This window comes from Leisingera sp. CC-HEC096 (assembly GCF_059429235.1).
Genome location: NZ_JCAIJS010000001.1, coordinates 3,507,210 through 3,526,215, shown reverse-complemented (window position 1 = coordinate 3,526,215; position 19,006 = coordinate 3,507,210). Strand labels below are relative to the sequence as shown.

Sequence of the window (19,006 nt, the reverse complement as noted above, 5' to 3'; positions counted from 1 at the left end):
TCCGATTCAGTTGGAGACGTAGCCCGCCACCACCTGCAGCAGCTTGAAGGCGGTCGAGGCATCGTTTTCAACAACCGCTAGGAATTCCTCTTCGCCGATGCGCAGGCAGCGCAGGTCGCTCTCCGCAATCATACTCAGCGCCCGCGGCTCCTGGCGGATCAGGCCCAACTCCCCGACCAGCCGTCCCGGGCCGACCTTGGCAATCAGCCGGTCCTTCTCACCCTCTTGCGGCAGATAAAGACCCGCTTCGCCTTCGAGGATCATGTATGCGCCGTCCGAGGCCACATCATCCTTGAGAAAGACCACCTCGCCGTCCTTGGCCTCATACCAGCGCGCACCAAAGGCCAGCAGGCGCAGCTGGCGGCGGTTCAGGCCGGAGAACAGCTCTGTCTGTTCCAGCGCCCGCAGCTTGCGGGCCAGGTCCTGGCTGGCTGCCCCCTCGCTTGCCGCCACCGCCTGCGCTTCGTCGCTGACCAGCCGCCCCTGGCGCAGTTCATAGAAGACGTCGAACACGTCCGGGTTCTGGAAACCGGACGCCAGGTAGATCAGCGTTGTATCCGGCAACAGTTTGCGCAGGTTCTTGTGCACCGCCACCCGGGTTTCGAGATCATAGCTCGCCATGGCAGAATCGAGGATCAGGATGTCCGGCCGTTTGATAGTGGCCCGGCAGAACGCCAGCGGCTCGGCAAAGCTGGCCGCCAGGCCCTGCCCGCCGACGGCGATCGGCATGTCAAAGATCAGTTCCACCACCTGGTCACGCAGCCCTTCACGCACCATCAGATCCGACACAAGCTTGCGCACCTCATCCGCTTTGCCGCCGGCCGCATCGGAGATCTTGCCGAACAGCGCGTTTTCAAGAACCGTCAAAGTGGGTGCAAAACTGTCGCCGGAGAACGGCACAAAGCTGGCGCCCAGCGATTTGAGCAAGCTCTCTCCGTGACTGCTTCGGAAGCTCAGGATGCGGTCCTTCATCCCGTCCTCAAAGGCCGGGCCGATCTGCTCTGCGGAAATGGTGAAAGGCACGATCAGCAACTGCGCCAGTTCCTCACGGCTGAGGCCCGCAATATCGCCGGGCCCCTGCCGGTCTACCAGTGCAATCGCTGCTTCATAGGCCTCGACATCCAGCCCCAGCTTTCGGAACAGCGGGTGGCCGGTGCCATCCATGCCAAAGATCTGCCGCAGCATCTCCACCACGTCACGGGTCAGCGACACCAGCCCTTCATCCAACCCAAGCTGCTTGAGCTGGCCGAGAAACTCCGCATGCCGTTGCAGTGTTTCGACCGTCATCGTTTCCTGGGACGCCGCAAACAGCAGGTTCTCCGCAACCGGCAGCGCCGGGTTGTAGCTGCCGGCATCCAGGAAATGCACATGGACGTCCAGTCCCGCGGCCTCGATTTCCTTGCGCACAGCCGGGCGCAGCTTAACCAGCCGGTCTGCCAGCTCTCTATGAGCCGCGGACTCGAAGTACTGGTCGATCCCGCGGCGGAACAGGGCTGTATCGGAGCCGATCCCCTCCACCAGTTTCAGCCACCAGTCCCGCAGCTCCTCCTCGCTGGAGAACCCCGCCAGTTTGGGGTCCAGCCAAGCCGCATCAAAGGGATCCGGGCTGTTGCCCGCACGCACTGCGGTTTCCAGCCGCTCCAGGTCCTGCCCTTCGCCCAGCGGGCGCAGCCGCATCGGCATCATCACGTTGTCGCCAAAGGACCCTTGGAACAGCACTGGCCGCGAGGTGGCATAACCGATCCGCGCCGCCAGCGTGGCCTGATGCATACCGCTGAGGTTCTGATCTGCTACCGTCACCGTGCCGGAGGACGGCAGAATCTCCCGGGTCAGCAGTTCGGCCAGGGCCCGCCTGTCTTCCTCCGAGGGGGCGGCAATCCCGATCACCTGCCCTGCCGGGAAAGCCGCGCTCAGTTCTTCCAGCACCAGGTTTCCGTCGGCATCCCGAACGGTGACGGAGTCCAGCACGATATCCCCGTTGAGATGCGCCAGTTCTTCCGGCTCCCCGGTCATCAGCTTTTCGCCAACCATGCCCTGAGGCGCAAAGCGTTCCAGGACCACGTCCCAGCGCAGGCTCATATCCTGGGTCTGGTTGTAATAGGCCAGCAGCTCCTTCCAGGGCGCGGCGAGGTCCTTGTAGGCCGCTAGCGCTGCCACAAGCGCCCCCAGCGACACCTTGCCTTGCAGCACCAGGTAACCGCCGACCGCGTAGAAGAAGAAGGGCGTCAGCTGAGTTATGAAGTTGTTGAGAAACTTCATGAAGAATTTCTTCTGGTAGATCTGGAAACGGATGTCGTACAGCCGCCCCAGCCGGTCGGTGATCACTGCCATCCGGTAGCGCCAGCCGCCGTTGATCCTGAGCGTCGCAGCACCCGCGGCGCTTTCCCCGATTTCGGTCGCAAGAGCACGGACCTGCTTGATCCGCTTTTTGTTGAGCTGATTGATCTGCCGCTGAAGCATCGGGATCAGCCAGCCCTGCAGCGGGATCAACGCGATGGCCGCCATCCCGAACCAGAAGTTCTGCAGGAACAGGAAAAATAGAATGGTCAGCATCTGGCCCGCTTGCAGAACCGGCTGGCTGACCGCATCGCCCATCAGCCCGCCCATCGGCTCCGACTCTGAGGTCACCATCGACACCAGTTCACCCTGGCTGACGCGTTCGAAGTAAGGCTGCGGAAAACGCAGCACCCGGGCGATCAGCTGGTAGCGGAAGCGGCGCAGCATACGCTCGGCCAGCACCCCCTTCATGGTATTGATCCGCATCTTCAGCAGCCCGTGGCAGAGCACCGACACCAGGAACGCGCCGCAAAGGATCCACAGGAAGGTCAGCTGGTCGAAACTATAACCCAGCACGTTGACGGTGGAGGTTTCCGAGCCGATCGCATCGTTGATGATCCGCTTGGGCAGCTCCAGCGTCAGATACAGCAGCGGGAACAGGCAGGCGGTGACAACCAGCAGCACCAGCTGATCGCGTTTCGAGTATTTCCAGATGAAACGGAACAGAGAGCGTTCGATGGGAAAGCTCCATCAATGGCGGCTTCGGAATTAGGCTGTCTTATGGGTAGCGCGGTTTACCGGGGACAGGCAATGGGCAGAAACCCGCTTCGTCCCGTTGCGGCACCTTGCGGGCGCGGCATTTGCCAGGCGGCAAAAAATCCGTAAGGTTCCAGCGAGGTACACATGCTGGAGGTCATTCGGTTTGCCGGATTATGTCGGATCTGTTCTGCTGCTGCTCTGCGCTTTGCAGGTCAAACACCTGTTTGCCGACTTCTTTCTGCAAACGCCGAAGATGCTGTCCGGCCGCTGCGCCTATGTGCACATGGGGCGCGCCCAGCATGCCGGGGTTCATGTGATCGGCTCGGCCATCGTCTTCTTACTGTCCGGTGCGCCGGTGATGTTCATTCTGGTGCTGGGAGTGCTGGAATGGGTGGTGCACTTCCACATCGACTTCGGCAAGGCCCGGTTCTCCGAGCGGCGCAAGCTGAACCCGCAGCAGGCGATGTTCTGGCAGGCGATGGGCTCGGACCAGGCGCTGCATCAGCTGACCTATATTGCGATGGCCTGGGCCTGGGTGAAATACGCCGCGATGTGAGTGCGGCCGGCGGCTGGGTGCCGGCCCCCAGACCCCCGGAGTATTTTCCGGAAAAGTGAAAGGCCCAACTCGCGGTTTCAGTTTTTGTTCCAGATACGCCGGTCCCGCCCCGGCTGGGGTGGTGTTCAGGGCACGACGGGCTTGTCCCGTTTGATGGTGCGCAGCACCACGTTGGTCTGGGCGCTGGCAACCGCTGGCAGGCGGAACAGGAAATCCTCGAGAAACCGGTTGTAGGCGTCCAGATCCGGGGCCAGCACCCGCAGATGGTAGTCCGCCTGGCCGGTGGTGGCGTAGCATTCCTGAACCAGCGGGCTGGTTTCCACCGCGCGGATGAATTCCACCAGCTTGTCGGGATCGTGCCGGGTCAGATGCACATGCACGATGGCCTGGAAGCCCAGCCCCATGGCAGGCGCATTCACCACCGCGCCGTAGCGCTCGATAATGCCTGCCTCTTCCAGAGCCCGGACCCGGCGCCAGAGGGCAGACGGCGACATGCCCACAGCCTCTGCCAGGTCGGCATTGGAAATGCGGGAATCCTCCTGCAGCAGGGTCAGGATGCGGCGGTCGCGTCGATCAAGCTTCATTTTCCGGTGAGATTTTCCGTGACTATGCCCACTATAGGTCAATATACCCATAAATCTGCGCAAAACCAGCAAGTCTGGCAATTCTTTCCAGCCTGAGGGGATTATCTTTCCGCGATCCATAGAATCCGTGCAAGGACTCCCCCTGCGATGACCAAGCTGAGCCACGATTTCCGCAGCTACAAGCTGGACGACCGATATGACATGACCGAGGGCCGGGTGTTCCTGACCGGCACCCAGGCGCTGGCCCGGGTAATGCTGGATCAGGCCCGCCGCGACCGCGAAGCGGGACTGAACACCGCCGGCTTTGTGTCGGGTTACCGCGGATCGCCGCTGGGCGGGGTGGATCTGGAATTCTGGCGCGCCAAGACGCGAATGCAGGAGAACCGGATCAAGTTCATGCCCGCCGTGAACGAGGACCTGGGTGCCACCGCAGTTCTGGGGGCGCAGCAGGCGGTGCTCGATCCGCACTGCGAGGTCGAGGGAGTGTTCTCCATGTGGTACGGCAAGGGGCCGGGCGTTGACCGTTCCGGCGACGCGCTGAAGCACGGGAATGCTTACGGGTCGTCGCCCAAGGGCGGTGTGCTGGTCGTGGCCGGCGACGACCACGGCTGTGTCAGCTCGTCGATGCCGCATCAGTCCGATGTGGCCTTCATGTCCTGGTTCATGCCGGTGCTGAACCCGGCAGATGTTTCGGAATACCTGACCTTTGGCGAATACGGGTTTGCCCTGTCCCGGTACTCTGGCACCTGGGTCGGCTTCAAGGCAGTGTCGGAAACAGTGGAAAGCGCGCGCTCGGTCGAGCTGCGGCCGGACCGCGAGTTCTTCTACCCTGAGCTGCCGGACTACCCCGGCGGGCTGCATATCCGCCGCGCCGACCTGCCCTCGCCTGAAATCGAGACCCGCATTCACGCCAAGCTGGACGCCGTACGGGCCTTTGCCGAGGCAAACCCGATCGACAAGCGGATCTATGACATCAAGGACGCGCGCTTCGGCTTTGTCTCCACCGGCAAGGGGCATCTGGACCTGATGGAAGCGCTGCGGCTTCTTGGGCTCGATGAGGCCGCCTGCCGCCGCCTGAAAATCGACATCTACAAGGTTGGCATGGTCTGGCCATTGGACCGGACCGATGCGCTGAAGTTCGTGAAGGGCAAGCAGGAAGTCTTGGTTGTCGAAGAGAAACGCGGCATCATCGAGAGCCAGTTCAAGGAAAACTTTTATGACTGGCCCGGCAACAAGCCGGAAAAGATGGTCGGCAAATACGACAGCGAAGGCAACCCGCTGATCCCCTGGACCGGCGAGCTGAGCCCGCTTCTGCTGGCGCCCATCGTCGCGGCGCGGCTGGACAAGTTCTTCCCGGAGGAAAACCTGCCAGCCAAGGCGGCGGCGCTGACTGCGGAGCCGCCGAAGGTGCTGAACGTGCCCGGTGCTACCCGCACCCCCTATTTCTGCTCCGGCTGCCCGCACAATACCTCGACCAAGCTGCCCGAGGGGTCCAAGGCGTTTTCCGGCATCGGCTGCCACGTTATGGCCAGCTGGATGGACCGGGAGACCGCGGGCTATGCGCAGATGGGCGGTGAAGGCGTGCCCTGGACCGTGGCGTCGCAGTTCAATGGCAACAAGCATGTGTTCCAGAACCTGGGCGAGGGCACCTGGTACCACTCCGGCAGCCTCGCGATCCGTCAAGCGGTCGCGGCCGGCACCAACATCACCTACAAGATCCTTTACAATGACGCGGTGGCGATGACTGGCGGCCAGCCCGTGGACGGGCCCGTGTCGGTGCATGGCATCGCCCAGACCTGCCGCGCCGAAGGAGTGGAGCGGATTGCCCTGGTGTCGGACAATATCGGAAAGTTCAGCCGTGGCGACTTCCCGGCCGGCACGACCTTCCACGACCGCAGCGCGCTCGACACCGTTCAGCGGGAACTGCGCGGGATCCCCGGCGTCACCGTGCTGATCTACGAACAGACCTGCGCCACCGAGAAGCGCCGCCGCCGCAAGCGCGGCAAGATGGAGGACCCGAAACGCTTTGCCTTCATCAACGATCTGGTCTGCGAGGGTTGCGGCGATTGCTCGGTGGAATCCAACTGCCTGAGCGTTGAGCCGAAGGAGACGCCCTTTGGCCGCAAGCGCAAGATAAATTTGTCGACCTGCAACAAGGACTTTTCCTGCCTGAACGGCTTCTGCCCTTCCTTCGTTACTGTGGAGGGCGCAACCCGTCGCAAAAAGAAGATCGCCGGGCTGGATACGGCCGCGCTGACGGCGAAGCTGCCCGCGCCCGAACTGCCGTCGCTTGCGGAACCGTTCGACCTGCTGGTCACCGGGGTTGGCGGCACCGGAGTTGTAACCGTGGGCGCGCTGATCACCATGGCGGCGCATTTGGAGGGCAAGGGTGCGAGCGTGCTGGATTTCACCGGCTTTGCCCAAAAGTTCGGCACGGTGCTGAGCTACATCCGCCTGTCCGCCGCTCCGGAGACCTTGAACCAAGTGCGGATTGATCAGGCCGGCGCGGATGCTGTGATCGGCTGCGATGTGGTGGTCAGCTCGGCGCCGAAGGCTTCGGTTCATTACCGGGCCGGCACCAAGGTGGTGCTCAACCGGGCAGAGATGCCCACCGGCGACCTGGTACTGCGCCGCGATGCCGACCTGATGGCAGGCGTTCGCGAGAAGACCATCGCCGAGGCTGTCGGCCCGCAAAACCTTTCTGGCTTCAATGCCAACGAGGCGGCGGAGAAGATGCTCGGCGATGCGGTGCTGGCCAACGTCATGATGCTGGGCTTTGCCTGGCAAAAGGGGCTGGTGCCGGTCAGCGCCGGGGCGCTGGATCAGGCGATTGAGCTGAATGGCGTTGCGATCGACAAAAACCGCCTCGCGTTCGCAATCGGCCGTGCAATGGCCGTGGACCCGGACCTGATTGCCAGCCACTACGAGGAGACTCCAGAGAAAGAGGAGACGCTGGACGAGCTGATCGAACGCCGCGCCACCTTCCTCACCGGCTATCAGAACATGGCCTATGCCAGCCGCTATACCGCGGCCCTGAACCGGTTCCGCGACGCCCTACCCCGCGACGCGCAGGAAGAGCTGACCGCCGCCGCCGCCCGGTCGCTGTTCAAACTGATGGCTTATAAGGACGAGTATGAGGTCGCCCGGCTGCTGACCAGCGACGGATTCCGGCATCAGCTGGAGGAGGAGTTCGAGGGCGATTTCTCTGTCAAATACCACCTTGCCCCGCCGCTGATGAACTGGAAGCGGGATGCGCGGGGGCGTCCGGTGAAACGGGCCTTTGGCACCTGGCTGCGCCCGGCGATGAACCTCTTGGCCAAGGGCAAGGCGCTGCGCGGCTCGGCCTTCAACATCTTCGGCTATCACGAAGAGGCCCGGCTGCACCGTGATCTGCTGGCGTGGTATGAAGGGGTTCTGGACACCGTCGCGCGCCGCTACGGCGCCGACAAGCGCGAAGCCAGCCTGAAACTGCTGAAAGCACCGATGGAGATCCGCGGTTACGGCCCGGTCCGCCTGCAGGCCGCCAAAGACGTCCGCGCACAGTCCGAGGAAACGCTCAGCAGCCTGTAACCTTCGCCGCCGGCCCGTCCGGGCCGGCGCGTTACACGTCCCAGTGCTGGCGGGTGAACTCGGTAAAAGCCTCCATTTCCTCCGGCAGCGGTTCGCGCCCGGTGAACACCTTGAGGTATTCCGGCGTCACCTCCAGCCGGTGAGCGTGGCTTTCGTTGGGATCAGCCATGTCATAGCCAAGCTGCATATAATAAAGCACCTTGGCGCGGGTCACCGCCTCTCGCTCCGGGTAGCCGTAGCGCTCGAACATGCTGGTCAAGGCTTCGACGCGGCGGCGGTCCGAGCGGTCCAGCAGGCTGCGCACCTTGCCGGAGCGGCGCGACCAGTCACGTACGGCGAAATCCAGCGCCGTGTTGAACAGAGTGGGGTTGGTGATGCAGTGGAAAACGTTCAGCACCGCCCCGGTGATGGTCTTGGCCGGCGCTTCTGCCTGACGCACCATACCCGCGGTGTTGGTCTGCTCCCATGTCTTGAGCAGCGCATCCAGCAGGTCCTGGCGCGACTTGAAGTACCAGTAAAACGATGACCGGGAGACCTGCATCCGCTCTGCCAGCGCCAGCACCTTGACCTGCTCCACCCCGTCCGAGATCAGCACATCCATCGCCACATTCAGCCAGTCATTGCGGGTGACTTTGATATTGCCGATCAGCGGCTCCGCCTTGGGATCGTCGCGGTGAAGAACAGGTTTCTGCGCCATGTGCGGCCCTTTGGATCATTCGCATCCTGATCATCTTAGGCCGGGCGGGCTGCGAGCGCCAACATGGCAATGCCACAAGCCGGCGACAGATGCGGAGGCCAAGTGGCTTGCAGGCCACAGGCCCTGCACTTCCGGCCCGTATCGCACCTGAAGGTGCTGGCAGACAAACGTTTTCGCCCGGCTTCCAGTACGCGGAACTGTCACGAAACCGGTACAAATTTGGGCGGATAGCCCCCGCGGCACCAGGCTGTGCTGTGCCATTGCCGGTAAAATTTCCCTTTCATCGCGGGCCTCTGGCCAAATGGGGTTTGACTAAACAGCCCCCGGCGCGCGAAGGTGAGGCCAAAAAACAGGGGAACACACGATCTCATGCACGCCTTGAAACAGCCGGGCGGACACATTTGAATGCGCCCGCTGCTATCCGTCGAAAACCTCAGCATCGGCTTCAACAAGGACGATTCCGTCGTCAAGGACGTGAGCTTTGCTGTCAGGCCAGGCGAAACGCTGGCCCTGGTCGGGGAAAGCGGTTCGGGCAAGACGATCTCCTGCCGTGCGGTTCTGCGCATCCTGCCGAAAGTGGCGCAGCTGCGCTCCGGGCGTATCATGCTGGATACCGGAAAGGACCAGCTGGATTTGGCCACGCTGGAAGAACGCCGGATGCGCGACGTGCGCGGCAACACTGTGTCAATGATCTTTCAGGAGCCCATGCGATCCCTGTCCCCTTTGCACCGGATCGGCAATCAGGTGTCCGAGGTTCTGTGGCTGCATGGCCGCAAAAGCGAGCGCGAAGCCCGCGAAATTGTGCTGGAGTGCTTTGAACGGGTCGGCTTCCCGGAACCCGAACGGACCTACCGCTCCTATCCGTTTGAACTGTCCGGGGGCATGCGCCAGCGGGCGATGATCGCGATGGCGATGGTGGCAAAACCGCAGCTTCTGATCGCCGACGAACCGACAACTGCGCTGGATGTGACCACCCAGGCGCAGGTGCTGGGGCTGATGAAGGATCTGCAGCGCGAAACCGGCATGGCGATGATCCTGGTGACACATGACTTGGGCGTGGTCGCCAACATGGCCGAGCAAGTGGTGGTGATGCACAAGGGCCGGGTAATGGAATCCGGCGGCGCCGAGCCGATGCTGCGCGCGCCGGCCCATCCCTACACACAGGCGTTGTTCAAAGCCGCACCTGGCATCCCGGACGAAGCCGTTGTTGCCATCCCGCCCTCGCGCGAAGACTTGATAATGGAGATGAGATCGGTCTCCAAGACCTACACGCTCAGGGCTGGTAAGGGCTGGCAGGCGCCAACTCTGATCCATGCCTGCCGCGAAATCGATCTGCGGGTGAGCCGCGGCGAAACACTGGCAATCGTTGGTGAAAGCGGCTCCGGCAAGACCACCGCGGCGCGGATCGCGCTAGGGGCGGAACTGCCCGATCCGGGCGGCGAAGTTCTGTTCCGCCCGGCGCCCGGAGAACCGCCGGTGACCGTTCACAACATGGACCGCGCAGCGCGAACTGCCTTTCAGCGGCAGGCGCAGATGGTGTTTCAGGATCCCTATTCCTCGCTGTCGCCGCGCATGCGCATCCAGGACACGCTGGTGGAGCCGCTGGACATCCACCGCATCGGCAGCCGCGCTGAGCGCCGCGACAAGGCGGCGGAAATGCTGCGCCTGGTCGGCCTGTCGCCGGACATGCTGAAGCGTTACCCGCACGCATTTTCCGGCGGCCAGCGCCAGCGCCTGTCCATCGCCCGCGCGCTGATGCTGGACCCGGCGCTGATCGTCTGCGACGAGCCGACCTCGGCGCTGGATGTCTCGGTGCAGGAACAGATCCTTCGGCTGCTGGAAGAGATCCGGGAGCGGCAAAAACTGTCTTACCTGTTCATCAGCCATGACCTGGCGGTGGTCGCCCGGATTGCAGATGAAGTCGCTGTGATGCGGCGGGGACTGATCGTTGAGCAGGCGCCGCCTGAAACCCTGTTCTACAATCCCCAGCACCCTTACACCAAGGCGCTGATCGCCGCCCAGCCGGAGCCTGATATCGACCGGCCTATCGACCTGAAACTGGTGGCCCAGGGCGCGGGAGCACCGGAATGCTGGCCAGAGGAGTTCCGCTTCGACGGCGCCGAAGCGCCGCCGCTGGTGAACATGCTCCACCTGGAACACGGCCACAAGGTACGCTGCCATGTTTGATGCCCTGAAACCCCTCCTCGCCGCTGCTCTCTGCCTGGCACCGCTCAGCGCACTGGCCGGCCCCGAGGTGCAGGAGAGCGCCTTCTGGAGTTCGGAAGTCAAAGCCGGTTACATGCCGCCTGCCGCCAAACGCATCCCCGAGGTGCCGCTTGTTGTGGACCTGGCGGCCAAGGGCCGTGAATTCGGCGTGCAGGGCGGCACCCTGAACACCATGGTCACCCGCTCCAAGGACATCCGCCAGATGGTAGTCTACGGCTACGCGCGGCTGGCCGGGTATGACGAGAATTACCAGCTGCAGCCGGACATCCTGCTGAGCTTCGAGAATGAGAACAACCGCCGTTTCACTCTGAAACTGCGCCCCGGGCACCGCTGGTCCAGCGGCGAACCTTTTACCTCGGCCGATTTCCGGTACTGGTGGGAAGACGTCGCAAACAACGAATTGCTGAGCCCGGCCGGGCCGCCAGATTTCATGCGGGTGCTGGGCAATCTGCCTCGGGTGAGCTTTCCGGACGAGAGCACCGTCATTTACGAGTGGGACGCGCCTAATCCGGGCTTCCTGCACCTGCTAGCGCAGGCCCGCCCGCCCTTCATCTACCGGCCGGCAAACTACCTGAAGCAATTCCATGCCGATTATGCCGACCCGGAGGTTCTGGCGGAGGAAGTCGATTATGCCCGCGTCAAAAGCTGGGCGGCGCTACACAACAAATACGACAATATGTACAAGTTCGATAACCACGAGCTTCCGACATTGCAGCCCTGGATCAACGCTTCGCCCGGCAAGAAGATCCGCCACCAGTTCGTGCGCAACCCCTACTATCACCGGATCGACAGCCGCGGTGTGCAGCTGCCCTATATCGACACTGTGGAAATGGAGATCGTCACTGCCGGGCTGGTGGCGGCCAAGTCGAATGCGGGCGAGACCGACCTTCAGGCCCGCGGCCTCGGCTTCCGCGACATTCCGATCCTGCGCAAGGGCGAGAAGGACGGCCGCAACTACAAGACCTATCTTTGGGGCTCGGGCGCTGCGTCGCAGATTGCCATCTATCCGAATCTCAACGTGAATGACCCGGTCTGGCGCGAAATCCTGCGCGATGTGCGTGTTCGCCGGGCGCTGTCGCTGGCCATCAACCGGCGCGCGATCAACCGGGCGCTCTATTTCAATTTGGCCAAACCTGGCGCCATGACCGTACTGGAGCAGAGCGAATTCTTCGATCCCGCCCTGCGCGAAGCCTGGGCGGACTTCGACCCGGAACTGGCCAACCAGCTGCTGGACGAGGCGGGCCTCACCGTCAAGGACGGCTACGGCATTCGTTACCTGCCTGACGGGCGGAGGATGGAGCTGGTGGTGGAAACCGCGGGCGAGCGTGAAGAGGTGGAGAACGCGCTGCAGATCATCACCGACGACTGGCGCGATGTCGGTGTGAAACTGGTGATGCGGCCGCTGGACCGCGACATCCTGCGCAACCGGGTGTTTTCCGGTACAACTATGTCCTCCGCTTGGTTCGGCTGGGACAACGGGCTGCCGCAGGCCTATACCTCGCCCGCCTATCTGGCACCTACCGATCAGGTGTTCCTGTCCTGGCCGAAGTGGGGCCAGTACTACCAGACCGGCGGCGACGCAGGTGAGCCGCCGGACATGGCCCCTGCCCAGCGGCTGATGGTACTGCTGCAGGACTGGAATATGGCCACCACCGAGCAGGAACGCGCAGCAGCCTGGCGCGAGATGCTGAAGATTCACGCGGACCAGGTCTACGCCATCGGCGTGGTGGCCGCCGCCCCGCAACCCGTAGTGGTCAGCAACCGCCTGCGCAATGTGCCGGAAAAGGCGATCTGGGCCTGGGATCCGGGGGCGCATTTCGGGGTCTACCATCCGGATGAGTTCTTTTTCGTGGATGGCGAGGGCTGATGGAAATCCTGCGATACGCCATTTACCGCTTTGGCACCATGCTGCTCACGCTGCTGGTGGTGTCGGTGCTGATCTTTGCCATCATCAACCTGCCGCCCGGCGACTATCTGTCGAACCAGATCGCAGAGCTGCAAGCCACCGGCCAGTCCGCGGGTGTCGCCAAGGCGGAGTTCCTGCGCAAGGAATATGCGCTCGATAAGCCGTTGTGGCAGCAATACATGATCTGGATGGGCTTCATGCCCGGGCCGCACGGGTTTTCCGGCATGATCCAGGGTAATTTCGGCTGGTCCTTCGAGTTCGACAGTCCAGTGGCCGATATCGTCGGCGACAGCCTGTGGCTTACCGTCCTGGTGAACCTGGCTGCGGTGGTGTTTGTCTACGCCGTGGCGCTGCCGCTGGGGGTTCTGGCCGCCGCCCGCGCCCGTACCTGGGTCGACTACACCACCGCTTTTGTCGGCTACCTAGGGCTGGCGACGCCGAACTTCCTGCTGGCGCTGATCCTTTTCTACTACGGCCACCGCTGGTTCGACCTGCCGATCGGCGGACTGATGGCGCCTGAATTCGAAGGCGCGCCGATGAACTGGGAGAAGGTGAAGTCCATCCTTGTCCACCTGATCGTGCCAACCTTCGTGATCGGCACCGCCGGCGCCTCCGCAATGATGCAGCGGCTGCGCGCCAACATGCTGGATGAACTGGGCAAGCCATATGTGGAAACCGCCATCGCCAAGGGCATGGCGCCCTCCCGCATGCTGACGAAATACCCGCTGCGGGTCGCCTTCAACCCCTTTGTCGCCGATATCGGCAACCTGCTGCCCGCGATGATTTCCGGCTCGGTGCTGGTGTCGGTGGTGCTGGGGCTGCAAACAATCGGCCCGACCCTGCTGACCGCGCTCAAGACCCAGGACATGTTCCTCTCGGGCTTCGTGCTGATGTTCGTCGCCCTGCTCACCCTGATCGGCACCATGATCTCCGATGTGCTGTTGGTGCTGCTTGATCCCAGAATCCGCTACGAGGGGCGCGACGCATGACCCAGCTGCCTGATGGACGTTACGTCGACGACGAACCCTTCGACCCGCAGGCCTCTTTGCTGGAGCTGGAACGCAAGGATCTGGACGCCCCCAATTGGCTGCTGGTCTGGCGCAAGTTCAAGACACACAGGCTGGGACTGATCTCAGGCATCTTCCTGCTGATAGCCTACGGCCTGATTCCGTTTGCCGGCTTCATTGCGCCTTACGGCCCCAATCAGCGGTTTTCAGAGCATCTTTATTCGCCGCCGCAATCCATCAAGCTGTTTCACGAGGGTGAATTCGTCGGACCGTTCGTTTATCCAATGACATCCGAGGCGAACCTTGAAACCTTTCAATGGGAGTTCAAGCCGGATACCTCGCGCCCGCTCAAGCTGTCGTTCTTCTGCGAAGGCAGCACCTATAACCTGGCTGGTTTCATCGAAAGCAACAGGCACCTGTTCTGTGCAAGCGAGGACGCGACGATCTTCATCCTGGGGTCCGACCGCCTGGGCCGCGACATCTTCAGCCGCGTCTCCTACGGGGCGCAGCTGTCTCTGACGGTTGGCCTGATCGGGATCACGGTCTCCTTTGTGCTCGGCATCTTCTTCGGCAGCGTTGCCGGCTATTTCGGCGGCCGGATCGACTGGATGGTGAACCGGGTGATCGAGATTCTGCGGTCACTGCCGGAGCTGCCCCTGTGGCTGGCGCTGTCTGCCGCGGTGCCATCGAACTGGTCGCCGGTTGCGGTGTTCTTCATCATTTCGATCATCCTCGGCATTCTCGACTGGCCCGGGCTGGCCCGGTCGGTGCGCTCCAAGTTCCTGTCCCTGCGGGAAGAGGAATACGTCCGCGCAGCCGAGATGATGGGCGCCTCGTCCGGGCGGGTGATCCGCAAGCACCTGCTGCCGAACTTCATGTCGCACCTGATTGCCTCGGCCACCCTGTCTATCCCGGCGATGATCCTGGGCGAAACCGCGCTCTCATTCCTTGGCCTGGGCCTGCGCGCGCCTGCGGTCAGCTGGGGGGTAATGCTGAATGACGCGCAGAACCTCACAGCGGTGGAAATCTATCCCTGGCTGGCCGTTCCAATGCTGCCGATTGTCATTGTCGTGCTCGCCTTCAACTTCCTCGGCGACGGTCTGCGCGACAGTCTGGATCCCTATCAGCAATGACGCTGCTTGCCGCCCTGCCTGCTGCGGGCGCCTACCGCCTCACCGGCACAGGCCAATGGCGCAGCGCCTTTGCTGTAACGGAGCTGGCCAATGCCTCGATTGCCGCCGTGGGCCTGGAGCTTGCGCAGCTGATCGAAGCGCTGAACCTCGCGCCCTCGGCGCCTGAGGTCACCGTCGATCAGCGGCTGGCCTCGCTTTGGTTCAGCTACAGTTTCCGCCCCGAAGGCTGGGAGCTCCCCAGCCTCTGGGATACCATCGCGGGCGTGTATGAAGCGCAGGACGGCTGGATCCGCCTGCACACCAACCTGCCGCACCACCGCCAGGCCGCGCTGCGGGTGCTGGGTTGCGCAGGCGAGCGCAGCGCCGTCGCCGCCGCGGTGCGCGCTTGGCAGGCGGACAGGCTGGAGAATGAAATCGTGGCCGAAGGCGGTGTGGCTGCGGCCATGCGTGGCCGCGCGGACTGGCTGGCGCATCCGCAAGGCCGCGCCGTCGCGGCGGAGCCGCTGGTCCATTGGACCTCCCCCCGCGCCGTCCGCTTGCGGGACAGGCCGCAGGCAACGGCCACGCGCCCGCTGGCGGGGCTGCATGTGCTCGACCTCACGCGGGTTCTTGCCGGGCCGGTCTCGACCCGGACGCTGGCCGGATTCGGCGCCGGTGTGCTGCGCATCGACCCGCCCGGCTGGGATGAGCCAGGGGTGATCACCGACATTTCCCTAGGCAAGCGCATGGCCGCGCTGGACCTAACCAAGGGCGAAGACCGGCTGGTCTTCGAGACCTTGCTGGCGAATGCGGACGTGCTTGTGCACGGTTACCGCCCCGGCGCGCTGGACGGGCTAGGCTACGGTGCGGACACCCGCCGCGAGATTGCGCCGGGCGCGGTGGAGGTAACGCTGGACGCCTACGGCTGGACCGGCCCTTGGGCGGCCCGTCGCGGCTTCGACAGCCTGGTGCAGATGAGTGCGGGGATTGCCGATGCCGGCCGCGCCTGGGCCAAGTCGGACAGGCCAACTCCGCTACCGGTACAAGCACTGGACCACGCCACCGGCTATCTGATGGCTGCCTCGGTGCTTTCAGCACTCACCGCTGCGGCCCGTGGAGCGGAGGTTCCCACAGCGCATCTTTCTCTCGCGCGCACGGCTGAGCTGCTTGCCGGACTGCCAAAATCTGCTGAAGGCCCGGACCTGACCGCCCCGGCGGACAGTGATTATTCCACGGAGACCGAGCGCAGCGGCTGGGGGCCTGGCCGCCGTCTGGAACCGCCGCTCCGGGTTGGCGCGGCCCCTATCCGCTGGACCCTGCCCGCTGCCCGGTGCGGCAGCGATGCGGCCTGCTGGCCCGAATAACCGGATGCAACGGCGCGCGCTGCGCCGCGCGGCAGCGCGGCCCCACGCCCAACCCCAAGCGGAGCGCGCCAGCGGTCCGGCGCGGGGGCGGGAGAGCCCCGGCCGCGGCCTCAGCGGTCGTCGCCGCCGGGTCCGCCCATTTCATCCAGCATATCTTCGTCGATCGCCGCCTGCACCGCGCCTACCGCGGCCTCCTTTTGCTTGGGCGTCATTTCCTCCTCCTGGTCGGGTGCCAGCCGGACGGTGACCTCGCGGTGCGCGAACTTGATGCCCTCGCGCGCAAACAGCTCGCGGATTTCCTGATACACCCGCTTGCGGACGATCCACTGATCTCCCGGCTTGGTCATGAATTTCACCCGGATGATCATTGCCGAGTCCTGCATCTCGATCACGCCCTGGGACTTCAGCGGCTGAATGAACGTATGGCCGACAACCGGGTCATCCATCAGGCTCTGGCCGAGTTTCTTGATCAGCTTGCGGACCTTTTCCACATCGGTGTCGTAGGTCACGCGCAGCGGCAGCTTCATCATCACCCAGTCGCGGGAATAATTGGTCAGAACCTTGATCTCGCCAAAGGGAATGGTGTGCAGCGCACCAAGGTGATGGCGCAACTGGAAGGAGCGGACCGAGATTTTTTCCACCGTTCCCTTCACATCGCCTATGTCAATATATTCACCTTTCCGGAAGGCATCGTCGATCAGGAAAAAGGCGCCGGAAAAGATATCCCTGACCAGCGCCTGCGAGCCGAAACCCACCGCCAGGCCAACCACACCGGCACCGGCGAACAGCGGGCTGACGTTGATGCCCAGCTCCAGCAGAACAATCAGCACGATCGACACCAGAACCACCGCCAGTATCGCGCCGCGGAACAGCGGCAGCAGCGTTGCCAGCCGGCTGGCGCCACCCGCGCCGCCTTCATCGCCCAGCTCTGCCTCGACAACGTCCCCGGCCTCCTCGTCGATCTTGCTGTCGATCCAGATCCGGAACAGGTGATAGACGATATAGCCGATGAACAGGATCACCGTGACATCAACCGCCCGTTCGGCAGCGGTGGAATCGATCCAGCTGGCGTCGGGGTTCCAGACGATCACCAGCGAATAAGCCCCGACCACAAAGGCGAGGATTCCTGCAACCCTGCGGGCAAGGTCCTCATAAGTGGCAATCGGATGCTTAGATCGCGGCGCTATTTCCTCTTCAACACCTTCGTCTTCCGGCTCCGGAAATTCGGCGTCCAACGGGACGTCTGCAGCTCGTGCATTCATCACCCCGGCAGCTGGCGGCCCGGCGTCCTCAGGAATGCTCTCAGCCGTGTCAGGCGCCTCGGCAGCCGGTGGGACGGGTTCCGCGTCCCCGGCTTCCGCTGCAATTTCCTCCGTCTCCACCGCCTCGGCCTGCACCAGACGGGCACGGCTGAAATAGCGTTCAATGCCATAATTGATCGCGCCGTAGACCACCAGGATCGTGGTGAGAACGAAATAGCTGCCCGCCATCAGCGGGATCGAAATGTCTTGTTCCAGAACCAGGTCAAAGGCCAGCTTGAGCCAGCCGAACGCCATGTAGACCATCAGCACCGGTGCCCAGGCCACGGCGAGGACACGCACCAGCCAGGAACACTCCTCGGGCGCCCGCCCTGCGCGAATGGCGTTTGAAATTGCCCGGCGGTTGACCAGAACCATCAGCAGGTTGCCCAGCGTCCCGACCAGGGCCAGAACCCCGTAGACCAGCGCATAGACATTGTAGTTGAGGCCGAAGTCCCCGACCCAAGTGGCAAACAGTGTCGAGGAAATGTCATAGGTCGCCAGCACCGACGCCCAGATATAGAGCCGCTTTGCATCCCGGTCGGAGAACACAGGGATCCGGTACTGGGCCAGAAACGGCGACAATACCATCCGCCACAGGTCAGACACCGTGCGCGCCAGGAAAAAGGCGGTGTAAACAGCCGTTACGGTGAATTCGATGGACGGATCACCAGAGGCTCCGAAAATCAGGTAGGAAATCAGCGCCGCGAACACCATCGCAAAAACCGTAGCGCCAATACCCATCAGAAACCGGAAGACCAGGAAGGGCATCTTTTCCTGATAGCCCTTGGGCTGGTCCTGGATCCGCGCGACCACGAACCGTTTGGCAAACCGCTTGCCGTAAATCTCCGTCGACAGCCAGCGGCCAATCAGCAGGAACAGCACGCTCCAGCCCATCACCTCGACATAGGTAAAGATGCGCCCGTCGGGGCTGGTCTGACGCAGGATGTATTGCATTTCAAAGATCGAGTAAGGCAATGCCTCAAGCCGGCTGTTCAGCTCCGCCCGGAAGGCGGCGACCCTGGATTGCGCCTTCATCAGTGCCGAAGGCTGTTCCATCACGTCAGCAGCCGGATGCCCGGCGTCCCGCTCTGCCGCCGGCGGCGCATTCAGCAGCTGCCCGCTGCTGTCGACCACAACCACGCTGACACCGCTTTCAGCCGCCTGTTCGATCGCTTTGGAGAGCGCATCCGCCGGCGCCGTTTCACTTTCCTGCGCGCCAGCGTGAGGCGCCAGACTGAAACTGAGCAGCAGGCACAGAAGGAACCGGAAAAACATTTGCAGCATGGCCGCCTATCCTTTTGGAAACTTGTATCAAACTAACCACGCGCAAGAGCGTTGCGCAAATGGCGCGCGCGCAATTTGCTGTGCATTGTGCAACCCTGGCGCATGATTGCATGCGCTAGGTGTCCGGGCTATACAAAACCGGATATCCGCCCACAGGGCGGTCAGCTGTGCCCGGCCCCTGCAAAACCCTGCCAGGACAAGCAGCTGCAAAGGCAAATACTGACCGCGCCCCCGCCCTATCCGGTTGCGGTGCGCGCAATCTGAGGCGGACGATGGCGGAGCACAACAGCATGCGCCCGGGGACGAGCGGCAGCACTGGCCGACGTGCCTCTGGCACCGCCGGAACCACCTCCTTGCCCGGCG

The 19,006-nt window shown here is 63.1% G+C and carries 11 protein-coding genes; 7 read left to right on the top strand and 4 right to left on the bottom strand.

The window, feature by feature from the left end:
• Positions 1-6: 6 nt before the first annotated feature.
• Positions 7-2,964 carry an ABC transporter transmembrane domain-containing protein gene (locus tag AC5STI_RS17000; RefSeq protein WP_495447779.1) on the bottom strand — a complete coding sequence of 986 codons (2,958 nt, stop codon included), beginning with the start codon at positions 2,962-2,964 and terminating at the stop codon, positions 7-9.
• Positions 2,965-3,199: 235 nt separating this feature from the next.
• Here AC5STI_RS17000 and AC5STI_RS16995 point away from each other — a divergent pair, with 235 nt between their 5' ends.
• Positions 3,200-3,592 (top strand): DUF3307 domain-containing protein, encoded by a 393-nt coding sequence (locus tag AC5STI_RS16995; protein WP_475049764.1) that lies wholly within the window; start codon positions 3,200-3,202, stop codon positions 3,590-3,592.
• A gap of 125 nt (positions 3,593-3,717) precedes the next feature.
• On the opposite strand, the gene AC5STI_RS16990 is transcribed toward AC5STI_RS16995, so the two are convergent.
• Complete coding sequence (locus AC5STI_RS16990; protein WP_008555582.1) at positions 3,718-4,176, bottom strand: Lrp/AsnC family transcriptional regulator; 459 nt, start codon at positions 4,174-4,176, stop codon at positions 3,718-3,720.
• 147 nt (positions 4,177-4,323) lie between these two features.
• Between AC5STI_RS16990 and AC5STI_RS16985 the strand changes: the two genes are divergently transcribed.
• Positions 4,324-7,746: an indolepyruvate ferredoxin oxidoreductase family protein gene (locus AC5STI_RS16985; RefSeq protein WP_495447483.1), complete on the top strand. Its 3,423-nt coding sequence runs from the start codon at positions 4,324-4,326 to the stop codon at positions 7,744-7,746.
• 31 nt (positions 7,747-7,777) lie between these two features.
• Here AC5STI_RS16985 and AC5STI_RS16980 read toward each other — a convergent pair whose 3' ends face one another.
• Positions 7,778-8,443: a TetR/AcrR family transcriptional regulator gene (locus AC5STI_RS16980; protein WP_495447482.1), complete on the bottom strand. Its 666-nt coding sequence runs from the start codon at positions 8,441-8,443 to the stop codon at positions 7,778-7,780.
• A gap of 405 nt (positions 8,444-8,848) precedes the next feature.
• On the opposite strand from AC5STI_RS16980, the gene AC5STI_RS16975 reads away from it, so the two are divergent.
• Genes AC5STI_RS16975 through AC5STI_RS16955 form a run of 5 tightly spaced genes read left to right on the top strand, consistent with a single transcriptional unit; the run spans position 8,849 to position 16,058 of the window.
• A complete protein-coding gene (locus tag AC5STI_RS16975; protein WP_495447481.1) occupies positions 8,849-10,630 on the top strand; it encodes an ABC transporter ATP-binding protein in 1,782 nt (593 codons plus the stop codon).
• Positions 10,623-12,536 carry an ABC transporter substrate-binding protein gene (locus AC5STI_RS16970; protein ID WP_495447480.1) on the top strand — a complete coding sequence of 638 codons (1,914 nt, stop codon included), beginning with the start codon at positions 10,623-10,625 and terminating at the stop codon, positions 12,534-12,536. The genes AC5STI_RS16975 and AC5STI_RS16970 overlap by 8 nt, the downstream gene beginning before the upstream one ends.
• Positions 12,536-13,564 carry an ABC transporter permease gene (locus AC5STI_RS16965; protein WP_495447479.1) on the top strand — a complete coding sequence of 343 codons (1,029 nt, stop codon included), beginning with the start codon at positions 12,536-12,538 and terminating at the stop codon, positions 13,562-13,564. The genes AC5STI_RS16970 and AC5STI_RS16965 overlap by 1 nt, the downstream gene beginning before the upstream one ends.
• Entirely contained in the window at positions 13,561-14,715 is a 1,155-nt protein-coding gene (locus AC5STI_RS16960) for an ABC transporter permease (protein ID WP_495447478.1), read from the top strand. The genes AC5STI_RS16965 and AC5STI_RS16960 overlap by 4 nt, the downstream gene beginning before the upstream one ends.
• Positions 14,712-16,058, top strand: coding sequence for a CoA transferase (locus tag AC5STI_RS16955; protein WP_495447477.1), 1,347 nt, complete (start codon positions 14,712-14,714; stop codon positions 16,056-16,058). Before AC5STI_RS16960 ends, AC5STI_RS16955 begins: the two co-directional genes overlap by 4 nt.
• A 110-nt stretch (positions 16,059-16,168) precedes the next feature.
• Here AC5STI_RS16955 and AC5STI_RS16950 read toward each other — a convergent pair whose 3' ends face one another.
• Positions 16,169-18,643 (bottom strand): mechanosensitive ion channel family protein, encoded by a 2,475-nt coding sequence (locus AC5STI_RS16950; protein ID WP_495447476.1) that lies wholly within the window; start codon positions 18,641-18,643, stop codon positions 16,169-16,171.
• Positions 18,644-19,006: the final 363 nt, after the last annotated feature.